The organism is Leucogemmata humicola, assembly GCF_055379415.1.
Genome location: NZ_AP040875.1, coordinates 1,372,041 through 1,398,204 on the forward strand (window position 1 = coordinate 1,372,041; position 26,164 = coordinate 1,398,204).

At 63.6% G+C, this 26,164-nt stretch carries 14 protein-coding genes; 7 read left to right on the top strand and 7 right to left on the bottom strand.

All coding sequences use genetic code 11. The features are described 5' to 3' along the window. Positions 1-23 precede the first annotated feature (23 nt). Entirely contained in the window at positions 24-1,154 is a 1,131-nt protein-coding gene (locus AC6H4Z_RS05675) for a hypothetical protein (protein WP_497545767.1), read from the top strand. On the opposite strand, the gene AC6H4Z_RS05680 is transcribed toward AC6H4Z_RS05675, so the two are convergent. Then, positions 1,148-3,469: a protein kinase domain-containing protein gene (locus AC6H4Z_RS05680; protein ID WP_497545768.1), complete on the bottom strand. Its 2,322-nt coding sequence runs from the start codon at positions 3,467-3,469 to the stop codon at positions 1,148-1,150. The two genes, AC6H4Z_RS05675 and AC6H4Z_RS05680, sit on opposite strands and share 7 nt — an antisense overlap. 63 nt (positions 3,470-3,532) lie before the next feature. Here AC6H4Z_RS05680 and AC6H4Z_RS05685 point away from each other — a divergent pair, with 63 nt between their 5' ends. Continuing rightward, complete coding sequence (locus AC6H4Z_RS05685; protein WP_497545769.1) at positions 3,533-6,667, top strand: FAD-dependent oxidoreductase; 3,135 nt, start codon at positions 3,533-3,535, stop codon at positions 6,665-6,667. Further along, entirely contained in the window at positions 6,664-11,940 is a 5,277-nt protein-coding gene (locus AC6H4Z_RS05690) for an AAA family ATPase (RefSeq protein WP_497545770.1), read from the top strand. Before AC6H4Z_RS05685 ends, AC6H4Z_RS05690 begins: the two co-directional genes overlap by 4 nt. 41 nt (positions 11,941-11,981) lie before the next feature. Here AC6H4Z_RS05690 and AC6H4Z_RS05695 read toward each other — a convergent pair whose 3' ends face one another. Next, positions 11,982-13,190, bottom strand: a complete 1,209-nt coding sequence (locus AC6H4Z_RS05695) for a carboxylate--amine ligase (RefSeq protein WP_497545771.1) — start codon at positions 13,188-13,190, stop codon at positions 11,982-11,984. 542 nt (positions 13,191-13,732) lie between these two features. Here AC6H4Z_RS05695 and AC6H4Z_RS05700 point away from each other — a divergent pair. Then, on the top strand, positions 13,733-15,664 hold the full coding sequence (locus AC6H4Z_RS05700) for a DUF2779 domain-containing protein (protein ID WP_497545772.1): 1,932 nt from the start codon (positions 13,733-13,735) through the stop codon (positions 15,662-15,664). A gap of 276 nt (positions 15,665-15,940) precedes the next feature. On the opposite strand, the gene AC6H4Z_RS05705 is transcribed toward AC6H4Z_RS05700, so the two are convergent. After that, positions 15,941-16,924 carry a DNA-methyltransferase gene (locus AC6H4Z_RS05705; RefSeq protein ID WP_497545773.1) on the bottom strand — a complete coding sequence of 328 codons (984 nt, stop codon included), beginning with the start codon at positions 16,922-16,924 and terminating at the stop codon, positions 15,941-15,943. 131 nt (positions 16,925-17,055) lie between these two features. Between AC6H4Z_RS05705 and AC6H4Z_RS05710 the strand changes: the two genes are divergently transcribed. Together AC6H4Z_RS05710 and AC6H4Z_RS05715 are read left to right on the top strand one after the other, a co-directional pair. Continuing rightward, complete coding sequence (locus AC6H4Z_RS05710) at positions 17,056-17,265, top strand: helix-turn-helix domain-containing protein (RefSeq protein WP_497545774.1); 210 nt, start codon at positions 17,056-17,058, stop codon at positions 17,263-17,265. Positions 17,266-17,378: 113 nt separating this feature from the next. After that, positions 17,379-18,002: a hypothetical protein gene (locus tag AC6H4Z_RS05715; RefSeq protein ID WP_497545775.1), complete on the top strand. Its 624-nt coding sequence runs from the start codon at positions 17,379-17,381 to the stop codon at positions 18,000-18,002. A gap of 508 nt (positions 18,003-18,510) precedes the next feature. Here the strand turns inward: AC6H4Z_RS05715 and AC6H4Z_RS05720 are convergent. Both AC6H4Z_RS05720 and AC6H4Z_RS05725 read right to left on the bottom strand, forming a co-directional pair. After that, the gene (locus tag AC6H4Z_RS05720; protein WP_497545776.1) at positions 18,511-19,263 is read right to left on the bottom strand and encodes a hypothetical protein; all 753 of its coding nucleotides are present in this window, start codon (positions 19,261-19,263) and stop codon (positions 18,511-18,513) included. Next, positions 19,260-20,840 carry a hypothetical protein gene (locus AC6H4Z_RS05725; protein ID WP_497545777.1) on the bottom strand — a complete coding sequence of 527 codons (1,581 nt, stop codon included), beginning with the start codon at positions 20,838-20,840 and terminating at the stop codon, positions 19,260-19,262. Before AC6H4Z_RS05725 ends, AC6H4Z_RS05720 begins: the two co-directional genes overlap by 4 nt. A gap of 490 nt (positions 20,841-21,330) precedes the next feature. Between AC6H4Z_RS05725 and AC6H4Z_RS05730 the strand changes: the two genes are divergently transcribed. After that, entirely contained in the window at positions 21,331-21,999 is a 669-nt protein-coding gene (locus AC6H4Z_RS05730; RefSeq protein WP_497545778.1) for a hypothetical protein, read from the top strand. Positions 22,000-22,081: 82 nt separating this feature from the next. Here AC6H4Z_RS05730 and AC6H4Z_RS05735 read toward each other — a convergent pair whose 3' ends face one another. Beyond that, positions 22,082-25,309, bottom strand: a complete 3,228-nt coding sequence (locus tag AC6H4Z_RS05735) for a DEAD/DEAH box helicase (protein ID WP_497545779.1) — start codon at positions 25,307-25,309, stop codon at positions 22,082-22,084. 9 nt (positions 25,310-25,318) lie between these two features. Beyond that, positions 25,319-26,017 carry an SGNH/GDSL hydrolase family protein gene (locus AC6H4Z_RS05740; protein ID WP_497545780.1) on the bottom strand — a complete coding sequence of 233 codons (699 nt, stop codon included), beginning with the start codon at positions 26,015-26,017 and terminating at the stop codon, positions 25,319-25,321. Between the last annotated feature and the right edge of the window lie 147 nt (positions 26,018-26,164).

Here is a 26,164-nt window from a genome sequence, read left to right on the forward strand (position 1 = left end):
CCGTTTAGGTTTGTCAATTCATCATGCGAAACGTCGTAGCAGTCATTCTGGGAACGTGCATCGCGGCGTGCAGCGCGCAGCCCGATGCCAAGGCAGGCGCAGCCGGGCGCGACACGACCCGCGCGGACACGGCGAAACGAACGCCGGTCGCAGCCACAACGCCCCCCGCGGCCGTATCAACGCCTGCGCCACCGAGGGAGCATGCCGCGCCGGCGCCCGCGGTGTCTGCAACTGGCGACACCGCCCGCCCTCAGCTCATGCCGGGTCGGACGAAGCACGACTCGTCGTCCTTCGCGTCGACCGTCGCCTTTGGCCGGCGTCAGATGGCGAAGTGGCCCGCGTCGCCTACCCCGTTGCCCGGCGCGATTCTCCCCGGACACAGGATCGTCGCCTTCTACGGCAACCCGCTCTCTAAGCGGATGGGCGTCCTCGGCGAGTACGCCCCCGATTCGATGCTCGCGAAACTCGACGGCGTCGTTCGCGAGTGGCAGCAAGCCGATCCGAGCACACCGGTGCAGCCGGCGTTGCATCTGATCGCCGTGGTCGCACAAGGCACCGCCGGTCGCGACGGCATGTACCGCGCGCGCATGGACTCGGCGCTGATCGAAAAGGTGTATGGATGGGCGAAAAGCCGGAACGCGCTGCTCTTCCTCGACGTGCAGGTGGCGCGCAGCACGATTCAGCGCGAGCTGCCGCACCTCATGCCATTTCTCTCACGGCCCGACGTCCACCTTGGCATCGACGCCGAGTTCGCGATGCATCACGGGAATCGCGAGGGAATGCCGCCCGGCAAGATGATCGGCCAGTTCGATGCGTCGGAGATCAACTGGGTGTCGCAGCAGCTACGCGAGCTCGTGACCGAGAAGAAGCTGCCGCCGAAGGTGCTGGTGGTTCATCGCTGGACAAAGGCGATGATCTCCGGCGCGGACAAGATCGAGCTGGATCCGCGTGTGCAGATCGTGATGCACATGGACGGCTGGGGTCCGCCGTGGATGAAGTTCGAGTCCTTCCGGGATTACATCGATCTCGAGCCGGTGGAGTTCACCGGGTTCAAGATTTTCTTTCACAACGACATGAAGCGGAAGGATCCGCTGCTGACGCCGAGTGAGTTGTTATGGCTCCGGCCGCGGCCGTTGTACATCCAGTATCAGTAGGTCGGCGGTTCGCGGAAGCCGCTAGCCGAAGCGAAGACGCGACCAACCAGACCCCGATATTCCGGCTCGCCTTCAAGCGCTCGGTATACAGGCCGCACGGCCAGATGCACCAATTCCGGATCCGCGTCGCGCTCCGCCTTTTCCAGCCACTCCAACGCGGACTGGTGTCGGCCAAGCGAGAGATCCACTTGCGCGAATAGAGCGGGCGAAACGAAACGCTGTTCCGCCGACGACGTTAGCCGCCCGCGAAGCGACTCTGCTTCGCCGATCCGCCCAGCGCGTGCGTGGGTCTGCGCCAAACCGGCGATCATCTCCGGCGTACCGCCCGTCAAAGCAATCGCCCGGGTGAACGCGTCGGCCGCTGGCCCAGTGTCGCCCGCGTCTCGAGCGATTGTCCCGAAAAAGAACTCCGCCATCGCGAAATACTGATCCAAGCGCGATGCCGCTCGAGCGGCATCCTTGGCTCCGCTGGTGTCGCCGGCGAAGTAGCGCACCATCGCTTCACTGGTGCGCATCACAGGTGAGAGTGGATCGAGCTCGCACGCGGTCTTGATGTTCTCGAGCGCCTCGGAGAATCGCCCGAGTGGAGCGAGGCAGTCGAGCGCATAACGCTGATAGACCGCGGGCAAGCGCGGGCTGAGCGCAATCGCGCGACGGAACGCTTCCTCGGCAGCAGGCCAATCGTGCGCGTACAGCGAATGCACGGAGCCGAGCCGGACCCACGCCTCGGCTGATGTGGGATCGCGACGCAACGCTTCTTCGGCCGCGGTCTTCGCGGGCGGCATGACCTCGTGCGGCGGAGCAATGCCGTAGATCGCCAACAGTGACAGACTGTCGGCGAGGCCGACGTGCGCCGCCACGAGCTCGGGCTCGATGCGCAAAGCCTCATGGAACAGGTCGACGCTCACGCGCAGTCCAGTCTCCGTTCGCGTGCGGTTCGCGTGCGCGCCACGGAGATAGGCGTCGTGCGCCGTGAGATCGCGTGTCGTCGACACGACCAACGGCCGCCTCGCTTCGCCGAGCAGGTGCACGTGCAGTGTCTCGACGATCGCACGCGCGATACTGTCCTGGATAGCGAACACGTCGTCGAGCTGGCGGTCGTACTGCTCGGACCAGAGCTGAAAGCCAGTCTCGGCGCTGATGAGCTCTGCGGACACGCGCACGCGCGTGCCGGCGCGACGAACCCGCCCCTCGAGAATGGTGCCGACTCCGAGGCGTTCGCCGACGACGCGCACATCTTCCGAGCGGCCGCGCAGCGCGTAGCACGAACTCCGTGCTGCGACGCGAAGCCCGCGCAGTTTGCCTAGCGCCGAAATGATTTCGTCGGCGACGCCGTCGGAGAAAAACTCCATGTCCGGGTCGCCGCTCGCGTTCGTGAACGGGAGTACCGCAATCGACGGAATCGCCGACTCCGCGGCGCCCGTGCTCGTGAATCCCGTTGCCGTTCCATCGGACAGCGCGGTGGCGAACGCGCCGACCGTCTCGAAGCGTTGCTCTGGTTCGAGCGATAGCGCTCGGCCGAGTGCGGCCTCGATCGCGGCCGAGACGTCGGGTCGTCGAGTGCGAATGCCGGCCGGCGGTCCGGAGAAACGCCGCGCGATCATCGCCATGGGAGAGAGTCCGGCGTACGGACTCGCACCGGCGATCATCTCGTACACGACGGCGGCGAGCGAGAACTGATCGCTGCGCCCGTCGATTGTCGTATCGCCGACCGCCTGCTCGGGGCTCATGTACGCCGGCGTGCCGATGGTCAGGCCAATCGTCGTGACGTTCGCGTCGTCGATCGGACGCAGGCCGCGCGCAATGCCGAAGTCCGCGAGCACGGCGTGCTGCTCGAGCAGCAGGATGTTCTCCGGCTTCACGTCTCGATGCACGATGCCCGCGGCGTGCGCGTAGTCGAGCGCGTCCGCCATTTCGCGGGCGAATCGAAGGCACACATCGAGCGGCAATCGAACATCACGATCGAGTAACGTCCGGAGCGTCTCGCCTTCGACGAACGGCATGACATAAAACGGCATTCCGTCGGCCACGCCGGAGTCCAGCACCGGCAGGATGTGCGGATGCGTCAATCGCGCCGCAATACGGATCTCGCGCACGAAGCGATCGAGTCCCAACTCGCCGGTCACGGCCGGGTCGAGCACTTTGAGCGCGACCTGGCGCCCGTGCTTCTCGTCATCGGCGAGAAACACGGTCGCAGCTCCGCCGCGTCCCAGCTCGCGCTGGATCCGATAGGCCGGTTGCACTGCGCCGGCGATGCGCTCCAGGAGCGCCATCGGGTGCCGGGACGAGAGCTCGCCGAGCGAAGGGGTATCCACGCTGCTAAGTTAGGCGACGCTCCCGCCAGCAGCCACCTGCTTTCGACATCTACAAAAACGCTCGTGACGACACCTATCGAGGTTCTCGAGGCTCGCGCTCGTGCACTCGTGGACAGTGTGGCCAACGATCCCGAAGGACGCTATCGCCTGCGCGAAGAATTCTATACGCGATGGGGATTCGCCGAGCAGTATGCGCAGGAGATGGCGCGACGGTCGGCGCGCGCCGGCGCCTCGCCGAGTGATTCATCGGCCGACCCGTACGGATACGGCACGTCCGAGCTGGCCTTCCTCCGCTGGGAGATCAGCCGAGGCGTGTTGAACCCCGTAGGCGGTGAAACCACCGGCAGCCCGTGGTGGCGGGCGGTCAATTCAGAATTCTTGTATTTGTCCGAACTCGCCGGGATGATTGCCGACGCCGGACTCGGCTCCGGAGTCGACAAGATCGAGTTGCGGTACTGGCTGGAATACATCGCCAGTCCGAGCGGCACGACCTGGTACCGCGCGCACAACGCGAGCATCGTCCACGCGTACCTCGGCCAACTCGACGCCGCCCGCGCCGAGCTCGGCCCTGAGCAGTTGCTGATGAACGAAGTCTTATATCGCCTCCTGTTCGCCGAGGCGATGGAGATGGGTGACGAGGCAGGATGGTTCGGCGAGATGGCGGCCGACCCGAAGCTGTTCGCGGTCGACTTCATCACGCATTGCCAAACGATCTATCCCGACCAGTACCAGCTCACGCCGCAGGATGTGATCGATGTACGCCACCTCGGCACCGGCCTCGAGGCGGACCTGGGGCGCTTTCTCGACGAAACGCTCATTCTCCAGCACGCCGACAGCCTCTATTCGCTCGTCGCGTCGGAGGTCGATCAGCCAAGCCTTCAGGACTTGATCAAGAACGGAGTGCCGATCTACCCGTCGCTTGGCGCTACCGCGGGGCCGGAGGCGGCCAAGGCGGCGCTCGCAAAGGCGAGGGCGGGGAAGCCGCCACGCCCGACGCAAAAGCAGCGTGTGCTCATTCTTGGCGCGGGCATGGGTGGATTGAGCGCGGCGTACGAGCTCACCAACTATCCCGGCTGGAACGACCTGTATGACGTGAGCGTTCTCGTCCTCGGATGGCGTGTCGGTGGCAAGACCGCCACCGGGCGTGGTGTGTCGGATCGCATCGAGGAGCACGGCATCCACATCCTTCAGGGTTGGTACCACAACCTGTTTCGCGTGATGAAGGCTGTGTACGAGGAGCGCGCGAAGAACGAAAAGCTTCCGCCGCTCCCATGGGCGGATTTCTACGCTGCGCTCGTGCGCAACAACTCCACGTTCCTCACCGAGTACATGCCGGAGCTGCGGCAGTGGGAGAACTTCACGTTGATCTTCCCGGAGACTGACGACCTACCGGGCAGCGGACCGCCGCTTCCGACGTGGGGCATCATCAAGAAGTTGGTCGGGATCACGTTCGAACTGCTACTGGGATCTCCCTACGCGAAGGACGAGGGCGCCCTCGCGCGCTGGATCCTCGATCATTTCTTTCCGCCAAACGGCGGCGAACCCGTCGCGCACAACGAGCCCAATCTCGCCGAGCGTGCACTCGGCGCGGTGCACAACGTGCTCGAGAAGATGCACCTCGCCGCTCACGCTTCACCCGACGCGGCCGGTCCGCCGGGAGTGAGCACCGGTGCGCTCGAGGTTGGCGCCGATCTTCTCGTGCTTCTGCAGAAGCTGATCGAGCGACTCGAGGGGCGACTCGCCGAGTCGGACATGCATGCGCGGCTCATCGTGTCGGCCGTGGAGTTTGCCGCCGTGAGTCTCCGCGGGCTGCTCGGCGAAGTCTGGGATCCGACAACCAAGAGCTTCCAGTGGTCGAAGATCGACGGTGAGGATTACCGTAGCTGGCTGGCCAAGTGGGGCGCCACCAGTCTCCTTCTCGACTCACCGATCGTTCGGTTCGCGTACACAGGGCTGTTCGCCAATCTCATCGATGGCAATGGCAAGGGTGGACTCGTGTCCGCAGGCACGGCGATGCAGACGATGATGCAGACGGGCGGCTACAAAGGTTCGTTCTGTTGGCAGTTTGCGTCGGGCACGGGCGACACGATGGTCATGCCACTCTACGACGTACTCGCCGCGCGCGGAGTCGATTTCCAATTCTTCCGTCAGGTCGAGCAGATTCAGTGGTCGGCCGGCACGATCAAGTCGCTCACCGTAGGCACTCAGGTGACGCTGACGGTTCCGTCGTACGATCCGGCGATTCAGGTCGGGCCGGTTCGCGCGTGGCCCGCCGAACCGCTGTACGCTCAAATCGATCCGAACCAGGCCAAGCTGCTTCAGGAGCGTCACGTAGATCTCGAGGATCCGTGGAGCAACTGGAGTCCCGTGAGCACATCCACGCTGACGCTCGGCAACGACTTCGATCAACTGATCCTCGCGATTCCTGTTGGCGCGCTCAAGGATTGTTGCAGCGAGATCATCGCCAACGATCCGCGTTGGGCGTCGATGGTCACCGGCATCCGTACGACTGGCACGGTGGGCGTGCAGCTGTGGATCAAGAAGTCGCTCGCCGATTTGGGACTCGATTTGAGCGAGTGGGGACTGGCGGACACGCTCTGCGCGCCGAACGCCGTGACCTATAAGAGTATTCTCTATTCGTGGCTGGATCAGACCGGCATTCTCCCGTACGAACGGTGGACCGGCCCCGACGCGCCGTTGCTAGCCGCGTATTTCACCGGCACGCTCGACGATCCGGGTACGTTCCCACCGTACTCGGATCACGCGTTCATCGACGAACAGCGCGAGCGAGTGAAGGGAATCACAGAGCAGTGGCTTCAAGACAACATGGGCTTCTTCTGGCCCAAGGCCACGACACGTGAGTACCCCCAAGGCTTCGACCTCGAGCTACTCGTCCATCCAACCAACCCCAAAGCGACTACCGCGGAGAAGTTCGATGCGCAGTTCTTCCGCGCGAACCTCAGCGGAACGAGCCGCTACACCATGTCGGTGCCGGGCAGCAGCGCATACCGTCTGCGCGGTGATCAGTCGGGGTACGCCAACATGTTTCTGGCCGGCGACTGGACCAACTTTGGCCTCAACGTTGGATATATCGAGGGAGCGTTGATTTCCGGAACGCAGGCCGCGCAGGCGCTGCGGCGCCGATTCTTTGGCCAGACGAACAACCGCGTCATCTGGACGGACCCGCACGCTCGATGACCGTTCCTCGGTCCGTCACCCCCGCGCGAACGATTCTCCACGAACGGCCGCGCACGACGGTCTACCTCGACGCCGGGGGTGACGCGCCGATCGTCATCAAAGTTCTCAACGATCCGCAGCCCACGGTCGAAGAGCTTGCGCGCTTTCAGCGCGATCTGTCGATCTCGCGTCAGCTCGACATTCCAGGCGTACGTCGCGGCGTGCGAAAAGATCGAGTCGGCGAGCGACATGCGCTCGTGCTCGAGCACGCACCCGGCAAACCGCTGCTACCGCGTGTCATTCGCAGCGAGAGTGACGTCCGTGATTTTCTACGCACCGCGATCGCAATTACGCGCGTGCTGGGCGACGTTCACGATAGGCACGTCGTTCACAAGGATATCAGACCCGCACATCTGATTCACGATCCGCTCACGGGCGCGGTGACGCTCATCGATTTCGGCATCGCTTCGCGCCTCGAGCTCGCGGTTGCCGACGCGGGTCGCCCGGAGCTCATCGAAGGAACGCTGGCGTACATCTCGCCGGAGCAGACGGGCCGTACCAGCCGCGTCGTCGACTGGCGCTCCGACCTCTACTCGCTGGGCGCAACGTTCTACGAACTGCTCACAGGCCGTCCGCCGTGGACGCTCGACGACGCCGGAGAACTCGTCCACGCGCACCTTGCGCGTACTCCCGCGCGCGCGGACGACGTGAATCCGGCGGTGCCGCAGCCTATCGCCGACATCGTAGACAAGTTGCTCGCCAAGGACGCCGAGGATCGGTATCAATCCGCTGGCGGACTCGCGTTCGATCTTGAACGATCTCTCGCGTCGTTGGAGCACGATGGGCGCATCGAGTCGTTCGCGCTGGCAACACAGGACGCGTCGGGCCGACTGCGCTTTCCACCACGCCTCTACGGTCGCGAAGCGGAAGCCGCCGCGTTGCTTGATGCGTTCGCTCGCATTCGCGCCGGCTCGCGTGAACTCGCGCTCGTCGCCGGCGATCCCGGCGTTGGAAAGTCGTCGGTGGTTCACGAGTTGGACCGCCCGATTGCCGAACGTGCCGGCCTGTTCATCGAAGGAAAGTTCGATCAGATGCGTCGAAGCGTTCCGTATAGCGCGTTGGAGCAGGCCTTTCGCCAACTCGTCGACACGCTGCTCACGGAACCAAACGCCGCCTTCGCTCGCTGGCGCGACGCGATCGCCGGCGCGCTCGGCGCATCGAGTGCGGCGTTGTTGCCACTCGTGCCGTCGCTCGAACGGATCCTCGGACCGCTGCCGGCTCTCAGCGACGCGTCGAGCGACGAAGTCCAGAATCGTTTTCGCATTGCAGTCCAAGCGTTCGTGCGTGCTGTGTCGTCGGCCGAGCGACCGCTCGTGCTGTTTCTCGACGATCTGCAGTGGGCCGACATCGCGTCGCTCGAGGTGCTGCGCTGGATTCTGACCGATCGCAACGGTGCGCACGTCCTCATCATCGGCACGTACCGCGACAATGAAGTTCCGTCGGGACATCCGCTGAACGAGCTACTTCGGGCGACGGCCGCGGCGGATGTGCCGACGCACACCCTGCGCTTGAATGATCTCGCGCTCTCCAACGTCGAGGCACTCGTCGCGGACACGCTGCATGTACAGGCGAGCGAGGCCGCCGAGCTCGCGGCGCTCGTCCACGCCAAGACGCGAGGAAATCCTTTCTTCGTTCGCCGCTTCATCGAATCGCTCGACGACGACGGACATCTGCGGTTCGAAAAGAGTGCACTCCGTTGGCGCTGGGACGTCGCGTCCATCGCGTCGCTGAACATCACCGACAACGTCGTCGAGCTCGTGGCGGCGCAGCTCGAGCGCCTCCCGGAAGAGACGCGCGCCGTTGTGCAGTCCGCCTCGTGCATCGGCGGACGGTTCGATCTGTCGATTCTCTCCACGGCTACGGCTCAGTCGTCGGATGAATTGCGCCGCGTGCTGTGGCCGGCGGTGAGCGCCGGATTCATCACACCGCGAGACCGTGCCGAGTCGAGCTTTTCATTCGTGCATGACCGCGTGCGCCAAGCCGCCTACGATGCGCTCGACGAAGGTGTGCGCACCGCGGCGCATCTCCGGATCGGACGAGCGCTACTGGCGAACACGCCGCTCGCCGACCGCGACGAACGCTTATTCGAGATCGTGAATCATCTCGACGTCGCGGCGACCCTCATCGACAGTGCAGCCGAGCGCCGCGGCCTCGCCGAGCTCAATCTCGCCGCCGGTCGACGCGCCGCGGCATCGGCCGCCTACGAGCCAGCGTGTCGGTATCTGTCTGCCGCCCTACCACTGCTCGGACAGAACGAGTGGGACGCCGAATACGAGCTCACGCTCGCCGTGCAGTCGGCATTGGGCGAGGCCGCGTATCTGTCCGGAGCCCTGGAGGATGCCGATCGGGCCAGCGACGACGTCGTGCGACACGCCCGCAGCGCACTCGATGCCGTCACCGCCCGCGACACGCGCGTCATGGTCGCGTACGCGCGCGACCGGCAGGATCTCGTACTCGAGCACGGTCTCGACGCGCTGCGGCAGCTCGGCGTGCGATTCCCGTCGTCGCCCACGACGGCGTCGATCGTCGTCGATCTCGGGCGTACGAAGCTCGCCCTGCGCGGACACGCCACCGAATCGCTCGCCGAACTTCCGGTGATGACCGACGCGCGCATGATCGCGGCGATGCACATGATCGAGCGGATGATTCCGGCGGCGTTCCGCTCGGGAAGCAAGCTCTTTCCTCTGCTCGTGTTTCGGCTCGTTCGCCTGTCGGTTCGTCACGGAAACAGTCCCGTGTCGGCCTTCGGATACTCGACGTACTCGATCAGCTTGTGCGGTGTGCTCGGCGACTACGAAGGCGGCTATCGTTTTTCGCTCGTCGGCCAGCGCGTCGCCGAGCGATTCAATGCGCCCGCGTTCCGTGCGAAGGCACTGTTCGTGTTCGGCAACTTCGTTCGCCATTGGCGTGAACCGCTCGCCGAGTCCATCGAGCCACTCGCGCAGTCGTGGCGCCTCGGCATGGAGAGCGGTGCGCAATTCGAGGCCATCTGGGCCACGTTCTATCGGCTCCTGTGGCTCCTGCAACTCGGCCGCGATCTGCCGGACCTCGAGGGCGACATCATCGCCATGGAGGGACTGCTGGCTCAGGATGTCGGCGCGGCCGATGCCGGGAGACTGCTGCGACAGGCGGTCGTGAATCTCGGCGCGCGAGATGGCGCACAGCCAAAGGACGCGGCGCGACTGTCTGGCCCATACTACGACGAGGCGACGATGCAGGCGCGCCACGCCGAGGCCACGGATCAAACGCACCTGTGTTTCTACCACGCCATCAAGCTGCAACTGGCCGTGTGGTTTGGAGCCGTCGATGAAGCGCGTCATCACGCGGAGGAGGCGGAGCGACGAATCGAGTCGGTGACGTCAATGCCGTACGTGCCGATCATCCGCTTCTACTCGGCGCTCGCCGCGCTCGACGCGCTGCGGGCGAAGCCCGAGGATCGTGCGCTCGGTCGACTGGCAGCCAAGCGCTCTGGCCTCCTGAAAAAGTGGGCAGAGCGCTCACCGGCGAATTATCGGCATAAGTATTTACTCATCGAAGCAGAACGTGCTCGAGCGGCCGGCAACGCGGGTGACGCGCGCGAGCGATTCGAAGCAGCGTTGACGGCTGCAAAGGCCAGTGGTCTCGTACAGGAAGAAGCACTCGTCCTCGAGCGGGCCGGCGCGTTCTATCAGTCGTTGGGGCAGGGCTTGCTCGCGTCAGCGCTGATCAACGAAGCGGTGCGCGCGTGGCGCCATTGGGGCGCGCATGCCAAGGTCGCAGAGCTCGAGCGCGAGTTTCCGTCGCTCGTCGTCCGCGACCACGATGGCCGTTCGCGCGACACCTCGGCACATCACGCGAGCGCGGCGGCAACCGCCGGGAGTGTGCTCGACCTCGCGGCGATGACCAAGGCGGCCGGCGCGATCAGCGGCGTCGGTGATCAACTACTCGAGCGCCTCGTGTCGGTGGCCGTGGAGAGTGCCGGGGCAACGCGCGGTGTGCTCGTCACGGCGCGGGGTGGCACACTCGTCGTGGCTGCCGTGCACGACGGCAACAGCCCCACCGAATTGGTGAATCGGCCACTCGATGCCAACGCGCCGCTCTGCGATGCCGCGGTGTTGTTGGCCGCGCGAACGTCTCAGGCGCTGGTCGTTGCCGACGCGCGCGCCGACGCGCGCTTTCGCGATCACTCGTGGATCACGAACAGTCCCGCGCGTGCGCTCCTTTGCGTGCCGATCATCCTCCGCCAGCAGCTCGGCGGCGTACTGTATCTCGAGAACACCGCACCCGGCTCGTTCACGCCGGATCGCGTGGAAGTGTTGACCGTCCTCGGCGGCGAGGCCGCCATCGCGCTCGAGAATGCTCGACTCTTCGACGCTCAGCTACGACTCACCGAGGCACAGCAGCGCTTCGTGCCCACCGAGTTCCTTCGCAGCCTCGATCGGATGGACATCGCCGAGGTCAAGCTTGGCGATGCGATCGAGAAGACGATGTCGGTCCTCTTCGCCGACATGCGCGGGTTCAGCACGCTGATCGAGGGAATGACACCAGCGGAGAGCGTTCGCTTCATCAATGCGTATCTCGGTGAAATGGAGCCGAGCATCACGAAGTACGGCGGATTCGTGGACGAATATCAGGGCGACGGCATTCTCGCTCTGTTCGACGCGAGTCCCGACGACGCGGTGCGTGGCGCGCTCGACATGCTGACGCGGTTGGAGGCGATGAATGAGCGACGGCATCGGAGCGGCCACGCGCCAATCCGCATCGGCGTCGGGATCAACACTGGACGGCTGATTCTCGGGACCATCGGCGGTGAACGTCACCTGAAGGCGGCGGTCGTCGGCGACATCGTCAACCTGTCGGCGCGCATCGAGTCGTTGACGAAGGCGTACGACGTATCGTTGTTGGTGGGCGGGGAGCTCGTGTCCGCGCTCAGCCGCCCGAGCGATTTCGCATTACGACCGCTCGACACCGTTCTCGTCGTCGGACGGGCGACGCCGGTGACGTTGTACGAAGTGTTCGATGCGGACCCACCGCCGAAGCGAGAGACAAAACGAGCGCTTGCCGCACGGTGGACAGAGGCGCTGGCATGTTATCAGCGGCGCGAGTTCGCTGCTGGGAGGGCGCTGGCGCTCGAGTATCTCGAGGCGGTGCCGGGCGATGTGGCGGCGGAGACGCTTGCCGGGCGGTGTGCGCGATATGAGGCGGAGCCACCGCCAGAGGAGTGGACGGCCGTCGAGAAGTTGCAGAGGAAATAGAACACGGGCGGCTTCGCCCGTTGGCCGTCAGCCGACGCTGTTCAGAACAGGTACGATACGATGGCGGCGACGATCGGCACGCGCTGCAGACGTCGGCCGAAGAACGTCGACGACACGCGGAACGCCGAGCGTAGAGCGGGAAGGGGATCGCTCAGTTGAAAGACTGGCTGAATCGCGCCAATCCAGGATCGCGCCCACTCACGGAGTGAGAGCTTCCCGACCCGCCGAAGGTCGACGCAGGCGAAGTAGTCGTAGTACGGATACACGAGCTTGCGCCCAACGTCGTAGCTCTCGACCGAGTCTACGGAGTGGCCCAGCGCGTCCTCGTACGCCATGCGGCACACGTCGACGCCGCTGCGCGCGGCGAAGTCGACGTACCACCACGCGCGCGTATTGACCTCGATGATCTTGAACACGCCATCGCGCGGATCGAGCTTGAACTCGGCGCTGAACATCCCGCGGTAGTTCACGTGTCGCAACAGTGACGTGATGGAGTCGACCGCGCCCGATGCCGCCGATGCAGGCACACTCACCATAAAGGTGCTGTTGCCGAAGTCGCGCGGCGACATGCGCAGACGCTGACGCACGAACGCCGCACGCACAGCGCCGGAGCGGTCGATGAATCCGTCGACGAAGTAGTGGTGCGACGCTGGTCCCGGGATGTATTCCTGCAAGATCACGGAGAAGCCCGCGGCCGTCGCCATTCGCAGCCGATCGAGTGCCGCTTCGCGCGTCGTGACGTGGAACGCCTTCACACCGAAGTGTTCGATGAACGCCTGCGAGTCGCGCGGCTTCACGATCGCGCTCGCAAAGAGGTCGTCGGGCGCGGACATGACGTCGGCCGGCGAATCCAGCGGATGCGATCGCGGATGCGGCGTGCCGGTTTCGCGAAGGAGCTCGGCGAACTGGCCCTTGTCGAGGAAGCGGCCGATCGTGCCGGCCGACGAGATGCTCGTCGGGAATCGTTCTGCCAGGGCCGGGTCGAGCGCCGCCACCTCGCGTGCCCAGTCGTCGGAGCAGGGCATGAGGACCGCGCGGTCGAACGGGAGCGTTGCCAGCCATTCGCCGAGTGGCGCTTGCATCGGCTTTGGCGCGCCAGGGACGCGCCGGAACCATCGCGAACTGCTCGCCAGGTGTGCCCGCGGCTCGACGGCGTACGCGCGAAGGCCGTCACGCGCCATGATGCGAATGACTCCAAGCCCGGTCACGCCGGATCCGAGCACGAGCACTGGCGGACGATGGTCAGCCATCGATCAGCTCTGCGCTCCGCCGCTGCTTTGGCAAATCATGTTGCGGCCCATCGACTCCCTGACGACAAACGCGATGCGACGGGCAACGGAGCCCGTCCCCCATTAAGCCCGACGAAGGATGGCTTGGGGTGTCACGAAACATTGTGACGGGACCGACATGGCGGCGCTAAGGTTTTCGGCGCCGGGGGCAGGCGTGAGGCGTGAGGCGTGAGGCGTGAGGCGTGAGGCGTGAGACGTGAGACGTGAGACGTGAGGCGTGAGGCGGGCGGCGAGTCGGGTCGGCGGGTCGGCGGGTCGGCGGGTCGGCGAGGCTCGGGATTCTTGATCGGGGCGGGAAATCCATTGCACTTTCGCCGACGCCGGATGACTCGTCATCGGGCGCTCCGGCATGCGAGCACTCACGCTCGTGATCGAGTGAGGCTCGCTGGACGATTATGAAAAAACACTAATGTTGCAGGTTGGTCTTGATGCGCTGACAGTCGAATAGCACCTTTGCTATCGTCGTACGCGCGATCACAAGCTCGCGGACGATCCGAGTAGTCATGATCAACCGCGATCTGGGAGTGGCGATGGGTGAGACGGCGCACGGCACGCAACTCGATCTGCTCACGAGCGCCACTCAACGCACCCTCTCCAAGTCCGACTTCAAGCTCGCCCGCACCTGCGACGCGAAGCTGTACTTTCGCGAGAATCGCTACCCGGACAACCGCGGGAGCAACCCGTACCTCGCGCTACTCGCCGAGGGCGGATACATGGTCGAGGCACTCGCTCGGGCGAAGTACGCAGACGGCATCCAGGTGGGCTACGGCGGAAGCCCGGCCAAGGACTACGCGCTCACGATCGAGCATCTAAAGCAGGACACCGTCACCCTCTTCGAGGCGACGCTACTCGCCGGCCGCCGGCAGGCCCGCGTCGACATTCTCGAGAAGAAGGGCAATGTCGTGCGCCTCCTCGAGGTGAAGGCGAAGTCGTTCGACGGCGCGAAGCACGCAGAGTCAATCGCCGAGGGAAAGAAGGGCGTGCTGCGCGGCGTGAAGAAGCCGTTCAAGTTGCTCAGCGACTGGGAAGAGAAGTTCGAGGAGATCACGTTTCAGACGATCCTCCTCGAGAAGCTGCGACCGGACCTCGTCGTGAAGCCGTATCTCGTGCTCGTGGACACGAGCAAGGAGTCGGGCATCGACAACGTGCCTGGCCTGTTCGAGCTCGTACGCCGCGACCGCGGTGCCGACACGATGACGGTCCACTCGGCGCGCTTCACAGGCTCCGCAGAGGACCTAGCGCAGCTCGATCTCGTGACCGAGGTCGACGTCTCAGAGGAAGTCGAGATGCTTCGCGCCGAGGTCGAAGAAGCGGCCGCCCGGTACGAGTCGCTGCTCGACGCGCCGCTCTCGGCGTACGCGGCGACGGTCGAGCGCAACGCGAATTGCGGGAAGTGCGAGTTTCGCGTCGACGACAGTGCCGTCGAGAGCGGATTCGCCGAGTGCTGGGGCGCGCTCGCGAAAGCCAAGCCGCATATGCTCGAGCTTTTCTCCGTGGGTCGCGCCAAGGCGTCCGACGGTACGCCGCTCGTCGACGCGATGCTCCGCAGCAACTCGGCGAGTCTCCTCGACATTCCGCTCGACGGATTCGAGATCAAGCCGGAGAGTCCGGGCGCGATCGGCAATCGGCAGCGCCGGCAGATCGAGTACACGAAGTCGAAGTCCATCTATTGGAGCGACGAGCTGCGCAAGCAGGTCGAGCAGCTCCGTGGTCGCGGCACGATGCACTTCATCGACTTCGAGACGTCGCGTCTGGCGTTGCCGTATCACAAAGGAATGCGACCGTACGGACTCGTCGCGTTTCAGTGGAGCTGCCACACGATCGACGCATTCGGCGATCGTCCGCGCCACGCCGAGTGGCTCAACATGAACGACATCTGGCCGAATCAGTCGTTCGCCGAATCGCTACGGAAAGCGATTGGTGACGAGGGGCCGGTGCTGACGTGGAGCCACTTCGAGGGAACGACGCTCAAGCAGATCGTTCCGGAGCTGACGAAGTTCGGGCACGAGGTGCCGGAGCTGGTCGAGTGGATGAAGGATGTCGTCGAGCGGCGGATCGTCGATCTGCACGACTGGGCGCGGTGCCATTATTACAATCCGGGTATGCGCGGTCGGACGTCGATCAAAGTCGTGCTAGATGCGCTCTGGCAGTCGGATCCGGTGATGCGGGAGCAGTTCGGTTTGTGGACTGGCCGCTCTGCGGAGGGCGTGGCGGATCCGTATCGGACGTTGCCGCCGGTGGAGATTGCAGGGGTGATGCAGGATGTGCATGAAGGGACCGGGGCGATGCGGGCGTATCAGGAGATGATGTACGGGGTGGATCGGGATGATGTCGGGGTGAAGGAGAAGTGGGCTCGTTTGCTAAGACAGTACTGTGGATTGGATACGTTAAGTATGGTGCTCATCTTGGAGCATTGGAGCCGTCTGACGGCATAGGTCCACTTTCGATTATTCGCGGAGTCTGGTTGTTCGGGAGACCACGAGCCGTCCGCGATGGAACCTGTTCCGCACTGGAGACGCTTGACGGCAGCGTCGGGTCCCATCGCGGCCGTGTTCCGCCAAGCGTATTCACGCTGCGCTCCTGTTGCGCGGCGGGTGCCTCAAGCACTCCGTTTCAGACACGCTTTGAAAAATCGAGTCGCGCCGAAACAAAAACGCCACGCTTCCGGAGGCCGCGTGGCGTTTGCTGCATGATTTCAAAGCAAAGGAAGGTTACCGTCGAGCCAGCTGGTCATCACTGAAACGGAATTTGCTGGCTTCGAGATATTCCTGCACTTCATCGGCAATGATCCATCGGCGATCGAGAGCTTCGGCGACCATTCCGGTGGTATTTGAGCCGCCGAATGGATCAACAATTAGGTCGCCCTCATCAGTCAGTAGTTTCACAAAAAAATCTGGCAACGCCGACGGGAAGCGCGCTGGATGAATCTTGAATCCCGCCTCTTTGCAGCGCTTGGTGTATACGTCGTTGGCGGCGTTGTTCCCAAATTTCAAGAGATCCGAGGCGACGTCTTCCTCGAACATGTTCGGCGGAATAGAACCTCCGGCGTCGACCTTGTTGAAGTCTTCTGTAATGTTGTGGCCTGAGGGTCGGACGGTCGCACGTACACCGCGCTTGTTAAGGCGGATCATATCAGCACTGTATGGCTTTAAGACTCGACGGTTATTCGCTTTCGGCCAAGGCGTCTTTGAAAACCACCAGACGTACTCCACCGCGTCCTTTACACGAATTCGGCGCACAGTAACCCACTCTGCTGGCATCGGCATTTTCGCCGGGTTGTACCAGAAAAGCTCCTGCGCTAGATAAAAGCCCAACTCTTCAACAAGGGCTAAGAGCAATTTGAAGTGATACGTTGAGCGGGATGGCTCGCCCTTGTTGTAGCTGCCGCCGATGTTAAGGATGAAGCTCCCGTCGTCGCGGAGAATGCGATGTATGTCTTTAGCAAACGTCAGAAACCATTCGACGTACTCGTTCTTATTGACATTGCCATACTCCTTCTTGAAATGAAGGGCGTACGGCGGGGAGGTGAAGACTAGATTGACCGATGAATCGGCTAAGCCCTTCAAAACGTCGCGCGAGTCCCCCAAATAGGCAGCGCCCCTCTGCGTGGTGTAGAAGGGTTTATGGCCGGATAACAGTTCCGCGGGATGCGGGTCGTCTCGAAAAGAAAGCGAATGCTGCTTCGGAACCGTCATTCGACGTTGTCTCTGTTAGGCGGGGCGAGTCATTCCTTGCGTGACGTGACCGGATGGCGAAGCTTAACATCGCGTCAGGCGTCCTCACCAACTCTTCCACTGCACCACGAACCTAAAAGAATTGGTTGTCGGTGTCAACCCATTTCGATGATTCTGACTGGATCTCACAGGCCGAGGCCGCACGGCTTCGCGGAGTCTCTCGACAGGCGATTGCGCGCCTTATCAAGCGCGGGCGGTTGGCGACGAGAGCGGTTGCAGGCTACCTCCTAGTGCGCCGAGCCGACGTTTTGAACTTCAGCCCCCGTAGTGCCGGCCGACCTGCAAAGGACGGAGCCAAGTGACAGACCTCGACGAGGTAAGGCGGCTCCTCGACGGAATGACTCTGGATGAGCGAAAGGAGGTTTTCGCCTACCTCCGCTTACTTCTTCCAAAGCACCCGATGGAAGAGAAGTTGATGATTTCACCTGAAGGCATGCTTGACGCCTTTGCACGTTCTGGTGACTTCACGGTGAGAATGATTCGCGGCGTTTTCGCCGAGGCAGCATTTGCAGCAGACGTGCTTCCGGGCCTGAAGAATTGGCACGAATTGCCGATGCGTGGTGACCCGCCGTACGACTTTTACCTGACCGATCGCGTGGGCGAGCTGATTCCGGATCCGGATCCGTCCCACACGACCGTAAAACTCCAGGTGAAGATGCAACGGTCGCAGGGCGGAAAGCCGATGTCTGCCGCAGATGTGTGGAAGAATGCAGTCAAGTGGCCGGCGTCGGATTTCGTCGTCGAAGTTCAGAAGAGTCGAAAGGGCGAGAAAAAGGGATTGAGTACTCGGCCGATGCGATTCGGCGAATTCGACATTCTCGGCGTATCCCTCGGCCCGTCTCGGGGACGGTGGTCGCACTTCATGTTCACGCTGGAACGTTGGTTGCTACCTACGCCGGGACGTACCGACGAGATCCTAAAATTCCAGCCGGTTTCGCCCGAAGAGACGGATTGTTGGACCAAGGACTTCGAGCGCGCCGTCGAATGGCTGCGTGCCGGGGAGAAACGCCGTATTTCGGACGAGATTCCGAAGACCTAGCGCTCATCGGAGGATATTCCAGCGGATTTCCCGCGATTGGGCGTGATTAGTAGAATCCCGGAGGCCGTATGACGCATCAGAAGAAAGAAGAGAAGCCAGAGGGATCGGTTGAGCAGAGCTACACACGACTGTTGACGGAGTTCGAGGCGACGGGCCGGCCCAATCGAGACGCGGTCACGTTCTTGGTTTCTCGAGGATTCACTCGCGGCCAGGCGCGGAACGCGGTGTACAGATTCCGGCAGAAGCGCGTTGATGCCTCCTAGGCCTTCCCGTTCTCGCCTCGCGGCGGCCGAATATCGAATGCATCGTCAACACGAATAAACGACTCGCGAATCTCATCCGTTGACTGCGAAGCGGCATTTCCCCCGGCGAGGAGGTCTTTCGAGCGCGTTACGGACCTCCGGATCTAATCGGTCGCGTTCACTTCGCTCGCGTGGAGCCTGAGCGGCATTGCTCGTTGGCCATCAAGCCGCCAGAGTGCTTCGACGACGTTGCCATTCCCGCCAAATCAACAGCGAACTTCCGACGCGTCCGGCACAAACGCTCGGTAGTTACCCACCGTTAGCGTTCCTCCCGCGGCCGCGAAGTACCGAACCCAGAAGTCTCTAATCGCCGCTTCACGCTGCGTCTTCGACCCAGCCCCCGCGACCACCACACAGACTCCGCGCACATCCGGCAGTCGGTTCGTGCTCTGACGAACCTCAATCCACTGCCGAGAGGGTATCCCCTCGTCTCGCTCCATCCGCATCTCGGCCGTCGAATTCTCCATGTCCGACAACAAAATCAATGTCGGCCGCCGGTCATGCGCTGCTTTCGCATAATCTGAAGCTCGATTGATCGTCCCAAACACGTCGGTGTTGTCGATCCTCCGCACTCGATTCGGATCGAACATCGCGCCGACAACCTGATGCGCGACGGCTTTGAAATCGTCGAGCCTCCGCTTGTCGCTCGGCGTGACGACGCCTGGCGTTCGCGCGCGCGGAACCGAATCGATCCACTGGTGATCCCCAGTGTCCGAGCTGCCGTACATCTCGAGCAACACTAGTTCATCGCCGTTGTGCAGTCTCTCGACGAGGTTGTCGAGGAGCCGCCGCGAATCTCGCAGCGCTTCCACGGTGCGACTGGCCGACAGATCGATTCCCACGATGAACTGATTCGTCGGCGGTGGAACCACCTTCGCGCCAGCCGACTGTCCGCAACCCAGCGCCGACAACCCGAGAGCAAACGAGACACATCCGAGTGCGAGCCGCGCCACCATCATACCGAGCTCGCGTCGCTGAGGTTGATCGGAATTCGCGCCGTCGCAGCCACGAAGTCGCGACGGGTCGCATCGAATTCCTCCTTGAGCCTTGCAAAATCGGTCGGCTCGGGAAAACCGCGCTCCGCTTCGAGGGTCGGTAGCGACAGCGACGGCTTTCCAGCAAATGCAAGAATGCTCGCCGGATCCATGTTGCGCAGCCGAGCATTCTCCCCGCGGAACAGTGGAATCACAACTTCCAATCGATCGGCCTTCGCGACCCACTCGGCCAGCGGACTCGCGCTCATCAAATGCTCGACACGTCCAATGCTCGCGCGAGCCTGTGATTCCGCCGCACGGCCCGCTCGAACCGCGGAGTGCGCGTCCGCTTGGAGCGATTGGCGATCCGCTCGAAGCTTGACGATCGCTGGATGCTCGGTCTTTCCGTCGCGCACGACTTGGCGGTAGGTCAGAAATCCCAGGACCGCAGCGCCGAAGACAAGCCCAAGGTTGAGGAAGAACAGCGGCGTATTGTTGTTCTGCACCGTGGTTGCATAAGCGCGATCGTCGCGGTGGATCTCGAGTGTCCGCGCTTGATCGCGAATTGCTCCGGCCGATCTGCCCATGGCGCCGAGGTCGCCAGGTGGAATCTGCTGTGCTTCACTTTTGAGCCGTTGCAACTCGAGGCTGTCGGCCGTCACTCGCTGAGCCGCAACCGAAGCGATGCTGGCGCGCGACAAATATAGGAACGCTAATACAGCTGCGACGCCGATGAGTGAGCCGAGCAGCGCGGCGAGGTGTTGCCGTCGAATGCTCTTGATGGTTGTCGTAGCGAGCGGCTGGTCCTTGGGTATGAGCGCGACGAGGACGCGACCCGATCCGCCAATCGTTTTGCCGAACAAGATGAGAAAGAGCACTGCGACGAGCGCGACGAAGAGCGCGTCTGCGTGGAGAACGATCTCCTTCATCTGCAGCGCCAAGCCCGCCCACCAGTCCGCACTGATCGTATCTTGCGCCGCATCTTCCGCGGCCTTTGCCAGCCCCGCTTTGAGCGGAAGAAGGAGGCGAAAGACCGGGAAGTTGGCGAAGAACTCCACGATCGTCAGCGCGATGGCGAAGAACCAGAAGAACAACCAACCCGGAACGATCGGCTCGAACCCGACCGGCGCCGCGTTCTCCTTTGTCTCAGCGCTGAGTTGCTGAACTCGGGCGTCGATTCCGGTGATCTCCGATTCGAGCCGCTCGAGTCGGATTGTCGACGCGCGCAACTCGACGAGCTTGTCACCGAGCGACTGGGCCTCGCGGGCGATTCGGTCGCGCATCGTCACGCGAACGCGATCGACCCATTGACGAAACGTCTCCGCGCAGCGGCCGGCGAGAAACTGTTCTACCTCGAGCGGCTCCGTTCGCGCGACGTCATGTCGCGGCAGTCCCTTGGTAGCCCAAGCCGCCGCGAATGTTCGTGCGTCGCGTTCAAGAACGCCGACTTCCCGATCGAACCAAGAGTTGGTCTCTTGCGTGATCGCATGAATGTCGCCGGACGCGTCGATGACGACCTCCGGTGCGGCCCGCTTGGCCCTAGGGATGAGCCTACCCAGCACGCTGCGCAGCCTTGACGTCGTCTTCGGAACGCGAGTTGTGCCAGGGTGAACTTCGACACTCGACGCGAGTGGAACCTCGAGCTCGATTCTTCTCTCGGCACTGGTCGTTGTTCGACCAAGTGCCCTGTCCGTCAAGTCGTGAGATTGACTGTCGTCGATCTCACGACGAGGCTTGCCGTTGGTCGTCTCCATTCTATTCGTCCCCTGGACTAGCAAGACTTTCAAGAAGCCTGAATACAAAGAACGGCCGCTTCGCCGGCTTTGTTTCGAGCTCGCTGAGGTCGGGGATGGGACACTTTCCGGGCCACGAACCGCGGCCGGCATCGAGCCGCGAAACATGGCTCCGGCGATCTCGACGGCCATTCACTAACGCTCCGGGCCGCGGCGGCGCTCGTGTGCTGACCTCGATCTACCACCGCATTGCGCGCTTTTGGTACGACGCGAATCGGTATGGTACCGGCACCGCCTGCGACGGACGTAAGATCAGACCATGGGCCTCACACTTCACTACGAGCTTCGTCTCCCTCCGCACACGTCGCGCACCGACGTCGCCGCGCGCCTGAACGCACTCCGCTCCCGCGCCGTCGCCACGCCCGCGACTCACGTCTCGCCGCTCTTCGACCTCACGCTCGACGACGGCCACCTCGATAAAGAGGACACCTCTTGCCGAGGATTTCTCGAATTCCACGCTGAGTGCGTCGGCGATCCGTACACCGACGATGACACGCCGCCCTTTTCCGGCGACCCGCGCTCAGCGATCGGCTTCACGGTCGATCCCGGCCGCGGTTCGGAGACCGCAACCTTCGCCCTCATGCGCCGTCGCGCCGAGCGTGGCGGCGCAGAAGAATGGTTCTGGCTGTGCAGTTGTAAGACGCAGTACGCATCCACCGTCAGCGATGACCATCTCGTCACAGTTCACACATTGCTCGTCACCATCCTCGACGCCGCCGCGGAACTCGGCTTCGATGTGACCGTCTGCGACGAGACCGACTACTGGGAATCCAGGTCGACGACCGCCCTTCTAGAGTCGGTCGCGAAGATGAATCGCCTCATGGCCAGGTTCGCCGGCGGTCTGAGCGATGCGTTGGGCGACGGTAACAGCGTCCAGGCCGCGATCTTCGAGCATCCGCGCTTCGAGCGGTTAGAGATGGGGGAGTGATGTCAGGCGCTCATTCCAAATTTGGAATGAGGCGACCTGGAGGGCGTGGTGCAGCCTGCGCGAGTTCCGAGCATGGATAGCTTCAGCCTAGCAACATCGCTAGCTCCTCCCGCCCGATCTGCGCCAGCACACCCTGATCCTGCCCGAGGATCGCCTCGGCCAACGCGCGCTTGGACGCCTGCAGATCCAGGATCTTCTCCTCGATCGTATCGCGCGCCACGATCCGCGTCGCAATCACGCGCCGCGTCTGACCAATACGGTGCGCACGATCGATCGCCTGCGCCTCGACCGCCGGATTCCACCACGGATCGAGAATGAACACGTACTCCGCCGACGTGAGATTGAGCCCCTGTCCGCCCGCCTTGAGGCTGATCAGAAAAAGTGGACACGTCGGATCATTCTCGAATCGGTCGACACGCGCCTGGCGATCGCGCACTCGGCCATCCAGATACTCGTAGCGAATCCCCATCTCGTCGAGCCGCTCGCGCAGCAGGCCGAGGAAGGTCGTGAACTGCGAGAACACGAGCACCTTGTGCCCTTCGGAGATGACCTCCTCGAGCGTCGGGATCAGCGCGTCGAGCTTCGCACTCGGCCCCGCGTGTCTGCGTGGATCGGCGAGGGCAGGGTGACACGCCGCCTGTCGTAGGCGGAGCAGCGCCTCGAGAATGTGCATGCGCGCCTTGCCCACACCCACGCGGTCGACGCGTTCGAGAACGCTGCGACGATACGCCTCGAGTAAATCATCATAAAACTTGCGCTGCGCGCCTTCGAGCTCGACGTGCAACGTTTGCTCGATGCGCGCGGGGAGGTCGGTCGCGACTTGAGCCTTGGTGCGACGCAAGATCACCGGACGCAGGGCGCGCGCGAGCACGTCGCGGCCGCCGGCTTTGTCACCGAGGCCGGCGAGTCGGGCCAGTTGTGCGAAGGTTGACGACGGGCCGAGCATTCCTGGATTCAAGTACTCGAAAATGCTCCAGAGTTCTTCGAGACGATTCTCGATCGGCGTACCGGTCATCGCCAAGCGATGGTCGGCACGTAGCAGGCGCGCGGCTTTGGCCGACGCCGAGCTTGGCGTCTTGATCGCCTGCGCCTCGTCGAGGATCGCGTAATCGAACTCGATCTCGGCCAGTTGTGCGATGTCGCGACGCAGCGTGCCGTACGTCGTGATCACCAAGTCGACCTTGTTGCCATCGATCGCTTCGATCTCACGACCCACGCCCGAGTGGTCGATCACACGCAGGCGGGGCGTAAAACGCTCGGCCTCGCGTAGCCAGTTGAACACGAGCGATCGCGGAACGACGGCGATCGACGGACGGCTCGGATTCTCGGGCGTACCGCGTCGCGCATCGAGCAGCGCGAGCACCTGAATCGTTTTGCCGAGTCCCATGTCGTCGGCGAGACAGCCGCCGAGTCCGAAGGTGCGAAGGAAGTGAAGCCAGCCGAGTCCTTCGCGTTGGTATTCGCGTAGCGTGCCGCGGAACGATCGCGGCGGATCGAGCGGCGCGACCTTGTCGAAGCCGCGCAACTCGGTGCGCGCCTTGGCGAACGTCTCGTCGACGTCGGCTTCGGGGAGCGTGGCGAGCAGGGCGTCGAGCAGCGCTGTTTGAGAACGCGAATAGCGCATCGCGCCATCGACGACTGTGCCGCCAGCAGCGATCGGGCCGAGTCGCGCGAGCCAGTCGATGGGAATGACGCCGCGAGTCCCATCGGATAGTTCGATCACCGACGCGCCCTTGCGTCGCGCGTTGAGCAATTCCTGCAGCGATACCTCGATGTCGCCGTATCGCACGCCCGCGCTGAGCTCGAACCAATCGATGCCCGACGTCACTGACGCTCGCGTGTGACCCGCAGCGCGATACAACACGCCCTCGGCTTCGACGCGCCAGCCGTCGTTCACGAGTTCGGTGATGACCGGAATCAGTTTGCTCGAGTGAATCGACAGGCCGCGCGCGCGACCGGCGACGGGCGCCTCTTCTTTCGCACCGAGTCCAACGAGACGCGAGCGCGCCGCACGTTCGCGCGCGAGATCGCGCGGATGCACCGTGAGCGTCTCGCGATCGAACAGCGTCGCGTCGGGCGTGTTCATGTCGACGCGCAGCGCGCCGTACATCGAGAACGGCTCGAGCCGATGATGTGCCTGACGCCAATCGCTTTCGTCGGGGAGAATCATCACGCCCGGCTCGGGCTCGAGACGCACCTCAGTGATGTGCGCGTCGGGCGGCAGCTCGAGTGCCGGGCGACGCGGCAGCGTGTACAGCGACTCGAGCATCGCGGGCAGATCGTCGTCCGACACGCGGACAGTCGGCTTCTCGCGGAAGAGCGACACGAGCGCGAACGCGCCCCCGTGGTCGAAGCGCGCGAACGAACCGCGTGCGAGCAGCAGTCCCTCGGAGTGCAGCATCGTCGGCTCTTGCAGCGACATCTCTTCGCCGTCGCGACGCAGCATGCCTTCGACCACACTCTCGCCCGCCTCGCGATGCGCGACGCGCAGGCGGAATTGCCACGCGGCCCCATCGTCGAAACCGACGGCGTCGACGGGACGTTCATCGTGTACGCGACGCACTCGGCAACGGCCCGTGGAGCAGATCAGTTGCAGCGTCGTCTCGAGCGCCGCGCCACGGAGCACGAAGCCCGACGTGCGCGTCGGTCCGACGCTCTGCGTCGGCGGCGGCGCGCCGATGAGCATTTGCGCAATCTGCCGATCGACCGGATCGGGCGCGGCTTGCCACGCGTCCGCGGCGATGCGGAACGGCATGGGCGGTTCCCACGAGCCGCCGGGTGTCTGTCGCTCAGTTGCCAGTTCCACGACGATGCCCGCCGCATGCGACGTGACCGACAGGTCGACGATGTACACGATGCGCTGATCCGCGGGCCAGAAGGCCTGCGTCGACGTGTCGAGCGTCGACAGATAGGCCATCTGCCGGCGCGCCGCGTCGAGGAACGCTTTCCATTCGGGCGGACGCCCCGATCGATTGCCGGACACGTCCTCTCTCCGAGTCGCGGCGAGCGCTGGGTTGGGGCCGGTGGTGTTCAAGAGTCGGTCGAGGCGACCCTCTGAGTCAGCCTGTCGCAGGCCGGCCCAGATGTGTTTGCAGATCCCATGGTCGGCGGCGTACCGGCAGGTGCAGCTCGCGGTGAGCAGATCGGGTTCGGCGCCGAGTTCGACGACATACCCGGTCGTACCGCGCACGAGCGCCGACAGACCCGTGGGTCCGGAGCGCGCGATTTTGACGTTGCGCGAGGAAAAGTACCGTTCTCCGCGGGAGCGGACGTCGGCAGGAAAGGCGGCTGTTATACGGCGTGGAATCACCCGATAAAACTATCGCAGCAACGCCTCGGCGATTGCCCGTTCCACGATCGGGCCCATCACGGCAAAGCCCGGCGCGGTCGGATGCACGCCGTCATTGGTCAGATTGCTCTTCAACCCTTGGCGTTCGTCTGCCATGGCGCTATGGAAGTCGCAGTACACCGCGCCCGCGCGCGCCGCGTATTGCTTGATCCACGCATTGAGCGCGACGATCTTCTGCGCCGGCTCGAGGCCCTTCTTCCACGGGTAGTCGTACACCGGCAGCACTGAGGCGAGCACGACGCGAATCCCGTTCGCCTTGGCGAGCTCGGTCATCGACGCGAGGTTGTCCTCGATCATCTCGAGCGTCGACGGTCCGGTGTTGCCCGCAATGTCGTTCGTGCCGCCGAGTATGACGACGACGTCGGGCTTGAGGGCGATGACGTCCTGTCGAAAGCGCAGCAGCATCTGCGGCGTGGTCTGCCCGCTAATGCCTCGGCCGATATATGGTTTGCCCGGGAACTGCGTGTCGAACTGTTTTGCCCACCCCTCGGTGATCGAGTTCCCCATGAATACGACGCGATGCTCGCCAGCGCGGACGGGCGGAAGCTCGGCGTTGGCTTTGGCGTATCGGCCGAGTGCGGGCCAGTCGGCCGAGGCCTGAGCGGCGAGAGTGTTGAAACTGAGGACGGCCGCGATGGCCGCGCCCAGGGAGATTCGGCGCCAGGTCATGGGGGCGAGGCGTTGGTGTGGGGGCCGCTCATTCCACGAAGTGGGATGTGCGCCGAGTGGCGAATCGGTTGCTCATTCCAAAATTGGAATACGATGCCCGGGTGGGGGCTGGACGAAATGGCCGTCGGCAGGGTCTCTAGCGAGTTA

What these genes read in the sequence shown, in the direction of transcription:
- AC6H4Z_RS05675 (WP_497545767.1), top strand. Translation starts at nt 24, where the DNA reads ATGCGAAACGTCGTAGCAGTCATTCTGGGAACGTGCATCGCGGCGTGC.
- AC6H4Z_RS05690 (WP_497545770.1), top strand. Translation starts at nt 6,664, where the DNA reads ATGACCGTTCCTCGGTCCGTCACCCCCGCGCGAACGATTCTCCACGAA.
- AC6H4Z_RS05695 (WP_497545771.1), bottom strand. Translation starts at nt 13,190, where the DNA reads ATGGCTGACCATCGTCCGCCAGTGCTCGTGCTCGGATCCGGCGTGACC.
- AC6H4Z_RS05700 (WP_497545772.1), top strand. Translation starts at nt 13,733, where the DNA reads ATGATCAACCGCGATCTGGGAGTGGCGATGGGTGAGACGGCGCACGGC.
- AC6H4Z_RS05705 (WP_497545773.1), bottom strand. Translation starts at nt 16,924, where the DNA reads ATGACGGTTCCGAAGCAGCATTCGCTTTCTTTTCGAGACGACCCGCAT.
- AC6H4Z_RS05715 (WP_497545775.1), top strand. Translation starts at nt 17,379, where the DNA reads ATGATTTCACCTGAAGGCATGCTTGACGCCTTTGCACGTTCTGGTGAC.
- AC6H4Z_RS05720 (WP_497545776.1), bottom strand. Translation starts at nt 19,263, where the DNA reads ATGATGGTGGCGCGGCTCGCACTCGGATGTGTCTCGTTTGCTCTCGGG.
- AC6H4Z_RS05730 (WP_497545778.1), top strand. Translation starts at nt 21,331, where the DNA reads ATGGGCCTCACACTTCACTACGAGCTTCGTCTCCCTCCGCACACGTCG.
- AC6H4Z_RS05740 (WP_497545780.1), bottom strand. Translation starts at nt 26,017, where the DNA reads ATGACCTGGCGCCGAATCTCCCTGGGCGCGGCCATCGCGGCCGTCCTC.